This is a genomic window from Fructobacillus ficulneus (genome assembly GCF_001047075.2).
GTDB lineage: Bacteria > Bacillota > Bacilli > Lactobacillales > Lactobacillaceae > Fructobacillus > Fructobacillus ficulneus.
Map to the genome: position 1 here is coordinate 209214 of NZ_DF968005.1, position 5245 is coordinate 214458.

Consider the following 5245-nt stretch of genomic DNA (forward strand, 5'->3'; position numbering starts at 1 on the left):
AATTGGGAAAGCCAGGAAAGTATCCGCTTTGCTTACGTCTTAGATGACGTGCAAAGCGAGGCAACCTTCCTGTTGGCCACTAATGATGGTTTTATCAAGCAGACGACCATCCAAGATTTGATTCCAAAGGCCTACAAGAAGAAGTCGGCAGTGGTGATGAAGTTGAAGACGGCTGATTCAGAGTTGATTGCAGCCCAACCAACGAAGAAGGACCACGAAGTCTTAGTAGTCGCCCAAACCGGCTTAGCCTTGCGCTTTGCCTTAGAAGATGTCCCAGTCGTGGGATCACGAACCGCCGGAGTTAAAGCCATCAAGTTGGGGGCAGAAGACCAGGTAGTTGCCGTTCTTGCCCTAGATCCAGCTGACCGGTTCTTGGCCGTTGTTACCAATCAGGGAACGTTTAAGTACAGCCTGATTGAAGAGATTACGGCTGGTCACCGGGCCAACAAGGGCTTGCAGGTCCTTAGTCCCCGCAAGACCATTGACTACGCCATTACGGCCGCGACGGCGCTGACACCGGACCAGGGAGCCTTGCGGATTCGCACGGACCGGTTGCAGACCTTTGATATTCAATTGGCTGACCATAGCTTGTCGACTCGGACAAGCAACGGTCAGGCCTTGTTGGATGTTAAGCGTGATGGTCAAGCCACCGCTATTTTCCCGCTAAATTTACAGGAAAATGACTAGGCAAAACCCACCTTAACGGGTTACAATCAAATTAATATCGTTGTCAATGAATTGACACTAGAGGAGTAAGAAACATGGCACAAATTCAAGTTTTTGGACACAAGAACCCAGATACTGACACCATTGCTTCAGCGATGGGTGCAGCCGACTTGTTGGCACAACAAGGGGTTGATACACAGGCAGTTGCTCAAGGGCAACCCAATGCTGAAACACAATTCGCCTTGGACCATTTTGGTTTGGCAGCTTTGCCAATCATCGACAAGGCCGAAACTGACCAAGTTGTCTTGGTTGACCATAACGAAGCCGCTCAATCCGTCGATAACTTGGCTGAAGTGGAAGTTTACGCCATCTACGACCACCACAAGTTTGCTTTCCAAAATGCGACACCTTTGTACATCACGGCTAAGCCATGGGGCTCAGTTTCAACAATCTTGTACTTTGAATACTTGCAAGCTGGTTTGACAATTCCTGCTGCTGTGGCTGGAATGTTGGCTTCTGGTTTGATCTCAGATACTTTGTTGTTGAAGAGCCCAACCACGACTGACTTCGACCGTCAAGCTTTGCCTGAATTGGCTAAGTTGGCTGGTTTGGATGATTTGGAAGCTTACGGCATGGCTTTGTTGAAGGCCGGAACTGACTTGTCAACACGGAGCGATGAAGAATTGTTGGAGGGGGATGCTAAGTCTTTCACCATGGGTTCTCATGAATTCCGCATTGGTCAAGTTAACACGGTTGACATTGCCGATGTTTTGGCCCGTCAAGCTGGTTTGGAAGAAGCCATGAAGGCTTCTGGTTACGAAGACTTCTTGTTCGTGATTACAGACATCTTGAACTCAAACTCAAAGGCCTTGTACTTGGGTGATGCTGCTGACGCCATCGAAGCTGCCTTTGGCACTAAGTTGGACAACAACGTCATTGATTTGCCAGGGGTTGTTTCACGAAAGAAGCAAGTTGTCCCACCATTGCAGGGTCAATTCTAAGACGAATCCGTCTGAAATTCTTAGTAAGGAAATTGCGAATTAGCCTTTACACCTGCTAGGGTTGCATGTATAATATTAACTTGTATTGACAAGCAAATAATTTTTCACTAAAAAAATCAAAATTCTGAGGAGCTGGGAATATGCGTATTCATGTTGTATTAGGCAATGATGAAACTGGAGAGCGTATCTACTTGACGTCTAAAAACCGTCGTAATACGCCCGATCGTTTGGAGTTAAAGAAGTACTCACCAAAACTTCGTAAAGTAGTTACATTCAAGGAGATTAAGTAATGGCTAAGAAATCAAAGATTGCAAAGGCAAAGCAACGCGAAGCCTTGGTTGCAAAGTACGCTGACAAGCGTGCTGCCTTGAAGGCTGCTGGTGACTATATCGGTTTGGCAGCTTTGCCAAAGGATTCATCACCTGTACGTGTGCACAACCGTGACCAAATTGATGGTCGTCCTCACGCTTACATGCGCGAATTCGGTATGTCACGTCTTAACTTCCGTCAATTAGCTCATAAGGGCCAGATTCCTGGTGTTCGTAAGGCTTCTTGGTAAGATTTTAATACCAGTTAAACCACAGCCTTGCTGTGGTTTTTTCTTTGCTTGACCTTGCTTTTCTTGGCTAAATCGGCTAAGATAGAGTTAAGTTAATTTACATATACATTGTAAATGGGCGGGTCAGGGAGATTTGACCGGCTCATTTTTTATGGTAAGAAAACAAGTAAGGAGTTTGGATGGCACAGGCAAAGAATCAAGCCTTGCTCGATATCTTAAACCCCATTATTGCAGCCCAAGGGTTGCTGCTGTGGGATTTAAAAATTAAGCAGGTTGGTGGACAAAAAACAGTGGAGGTCTTAGTTGACCTACCCGACCACCAAAATATTTCAATGGCACAAATCACCGACTTCACGCGTCTTGTGAACGAGGCTTTGGATGAAGCCCCCGTCGACCCAGTTCCTGGTGAGTATATGTTAGACATTGCTTCACCGGGCATGGATCGTTCCCTGGTTGAACCTTGGCACTATGCCTGGGCCCAAGAAGGAAACTTGGCCATTACCATTGCTTTCTTTGCGGCCAAGGATGGCCAAAAGCAATGGACGGGTGAAATTGCTGAGCTAACTGACAATGGTTTAACATTGGAAAGTGAGCAACAAAAGTTTGATGTAACCTTTGATGAAATTGCCAAGGCCATTGTGGCCGTCCAATTTTAATCTGATTGAAAGTGGAGAACGCAGATGAGTAAAGAATTAGTACAAGCCTTAGATGCCTTAGAAGAAGAACGTGGGATTGACCGCGCGGTTGTTGTCGACGCTTTGGAAAACGCTTTAAAGGCCGCTTATAAGAAGCAGTACAACGCGGCTCAAAATGTTGAAGCAACTTTTGATGATAAAAAGGGTAAGATGACCATCAAGCAAGTGAAAATCGTTGTTTTGGACGAAGACTTGCTTGACCCTGATACTGAAATTTCTTTGACAGAAGCTTTAGTAATCAACAAGGCCTACGAACCTGGTGACGAAATTCGTTTCGACGTCACACCAAAGGACTTTGGCCGCATGGCTGCTCAAGCAGCTAAGCAAGTAATCGTGCAAAAGATGCGCGAAGCTAGTCGCCAAGCTATCTATGATAAGTACCAAGATTATCAAGATGAAATCATTACTGGAGAAGTGGAACGACAAGACAGCCGTTTCCTCTATGTGATGTTGCCTGGTAAGCAGGAAGCCGTTATGACACCGGCTGACCAAATGCCAACGGAACAATACCAAATGCGTGACCGCATTAAGGTTTTGGTGAACAAGGTTGAAAACTCTTTGAAGGGTCCTCAAATCTTTGTTTCTCGAACGGCTCCTGATTTGGTCAAACGTTTGTTTGAACAAGAAGTCCCAGAAGTATATGATGGAACAGTGGAAATTGTTTCGATTGCCCGTGAAGCGGGTGACCGTTCGAAGATTGCTGTCTATACTCATGATGGTGACCTTGACCCAGTTGGGGCCTTGGTTGGTCAACGTGGTGCCCGTGTTCAGTCCGTTGTGACTGAACTGGGTGGGGAACATATGGATATTGTCGAATGGGTGGAAGATGAAGCCCAATATATCGCTAATGCCTTAAACCCCGCTGAAGTGACTGATGTCATTTTTGACCCAGCTAACGAACAATCTGTGACTGTGATTGTTCCTGATGATCAATTGTCATTGGCAATTGGTAAGAAGGGTCAAAACGCTCGTTTGGCAGCTCGCTTAACAGGCTTTAAGATTGATATTAAGGCTGAAAGCGAAGCTAGCAAGTTAGCTGAAGAAGCTCCGGTTGTTGAAACTGACCAAGAAGTTGTCTTGGATGAAGCCATCGACCCAGCTGCAACTGAAGCAACTGAACAAACACCAACAACAGAACAAGAAGACTAAGCCAATAAAGGAGGTTCTTTCATGAAAACACGGAAGGTACCCTTAAGAAAAGATATTGTGACTGGTGCCATGCTTGCCAAAAAGGACCTGGTCCGGGTCGTTAAAAATAAGGAAGGAGAGGTCTTTTTAGATCCCTCTGGTAAGCAAAACGGTCGGGGAGCTTATGTTTCCTTAGACCGTGACGTCGCTAAGCAAGCTCAAGAGCAACGTGTCTTTGAAAAGGCTTTTTCAATGCCTATTGATCCGGCTTTTTATGAAGAACTATATGCTTATGTCGACCACCAGCAAGCCCGAAAAGAGTTATTTGACAATGAACAGTAAGGATAAAATCCTACAGTTACTTGGTTTAGCCCGGCGTTCAAACAATTTGGTCTTTGGTACTGGCGATACGCTAACAGCGATTCAAAAGTCCAAGGCTAAAATCGCCTTTTTCCCCATTGATGGGGGTGCTAGCCAACAAAAGAAATTTCGGGATAAAGCCAATTTTTATCAGGTGACTTTGGTTGAAGATTTCACTAAAGACGAATTAAGCCAAGCAATCGGTTTAAACCGATCAATTATGGCCATCACCGATAATGGTTTTGCTAAGAAAATCAATGAACTACTCAAAGAAAAGGAGCGGAATTAATGGCAGAAGAAAAGAAACTTTCAGGATCACCCCGGCCAACCCGCAAACAGGCTGTCCCAGAACGAAAAGAATTGCCTGCATCCCAGCGTCGGCATGCTGCTAAGTTAGCAGACGGGGCATCATCAAAGCCCGCAACAGCCAACCACCCCCGTCCGAAGACTAACGAAGGTAACGCTAACGGTGGTCGGACAAATGCTAGTCGTCCTAACGGCCAAGCAGGTCAAGGTGGACAGGGTGGCAACCGTCGTCCTAACAACAATAACCGTAATCGCAATAGCAACGCTAACTCAGGTCGCCCAGTGGTTCGCGAAAAGAAGTCATGGTCAACCAAGCCTCGTGAAGGCCAAATTAACTATTCAGCCCAAAAAGATGACTCTTTGAAAGAATATGTTTCAGCTAACAACAAGGCTAAGGAAGCTGCTCAAGCAGCCCAAGCTAAGAAGGAAGCTGCTAAGAAGCCAGCTGCTAAGCCAGCCGAAAAGAAGCCAGCCGCTGGTGCTAAACCAGCAGCTAACGGTCAAGCCGGTGCAAAGCCAGCTGCAGCTGG

Annotated in this window: 8 protein-coding genes and 1 pseudogene; all 9 read left to right on the forward strand. The window is 46.0% G+C overall.

Annotated features, from left to right (window positions below):
* The coding region (locus tag AOQ29_RS08160) for a DNA gyrase C-terminal beta-propeller domain-containing protein (RefSeq protein ID WP_275936585.1) at window positions 1-687 on the forward strand (687 nt) is incomplete at its 5' end.
* Window positions 688-761: 74 nt separating this feature from the next.
* Window positions 762-1667: a manganese-dependent inorganic pyrophosphatase gene (locus AOQ29_RS05685; RefSeq protein WP_061993535.1), complete on the forward strand. Its 906-nt coding sequence runs from the start codon at window positions 762-764 to the stop codon at window positions 1665-1667.
* A 140-nt stretch (window positions 1668-1807) separates the two neighbouring features.
* Window positions 1808-1957 (forward strand): 50S ribosomal protein L33, encoded by a 150-nt coding sequence (gene rpmG, locus AOQ29_RS05690; RefSeq protein ID WP_002815032.1) that lies wholly within the window; start codon window positions 1808-1810, stop codon window positions 1955-1957.
* A complete protein-coding gene (rpsN, locus tag AOQ29_RS05695) occupies window positions 1957-2226 on the forward strand; it encodes a 30S ribosomal protein S14 (RefSeq protein WP_061993536.1) in 270 nt (89 codons plus the stop codon). Before rpmG ends, rpsN begins: the two co-directional genes overlap by 1 nt.
* Before the next feature lie 179 nt (window positions 2227-2405).
* On the forward strand, window positions 2406-2882 hold the full coding sequence (locus AOQ29_RS05700; RefSeq protein ID WP_061993537.1) for a ribosome maturation factor RimP: 477 nt from the start codon (window positions 2406-2408) through the stop codon (window positions 2880-2882).
* A gap of 24 nt (window positions 2883-2906) precedes the next feature.
* Entirely contained in the window at window positions 2907-4070 is a 1164-nt protein-coding gene (nusA, locus tag AOQ29_RS05705) for a transcription termination factor NusA (RefSeq protein WP_083989347.1), read from the forward strand.
* A gap of 21 nt (window positions 4071-4091) precedes the next feature.
* Window positions 4092-4391 carry an RNase P modulator RnpM gene (gene rnpM / locus AOQ29_RS05710; protein ID WP_061993538.1) on the forward strand — a complete coding sequence of 100 codons (300 nt, stop codon included), beginning with the start codon at window positions 4092-4094 and terminating at the stop codon, window positions 4389-4391.
* Window positions 4381-4698, forward strand: a complete 318-nt coding sequence (locus AOQ29_RS05715) for a L7Ae/L30e/S12e/Gadd45 family ribosomal protein (RefSeq protein WP_061993539.1) — start codon at window positions 4381-4383, stop codon at window positions 4696-4698. Before rnpM ends, AOQ29_RS05715 begins: the two co-directional genes overlap by 11 nt.
* Window positions 4698-5245: pseudogene (locus AOQ29_RS08165) on the forward strand (translation initiation factor IF-2); the annotation flags it as partial. The gene AOQ29_RS05715 and the pseudogene AOQ29_RS08165, both read left to right, overlap by 1 nt.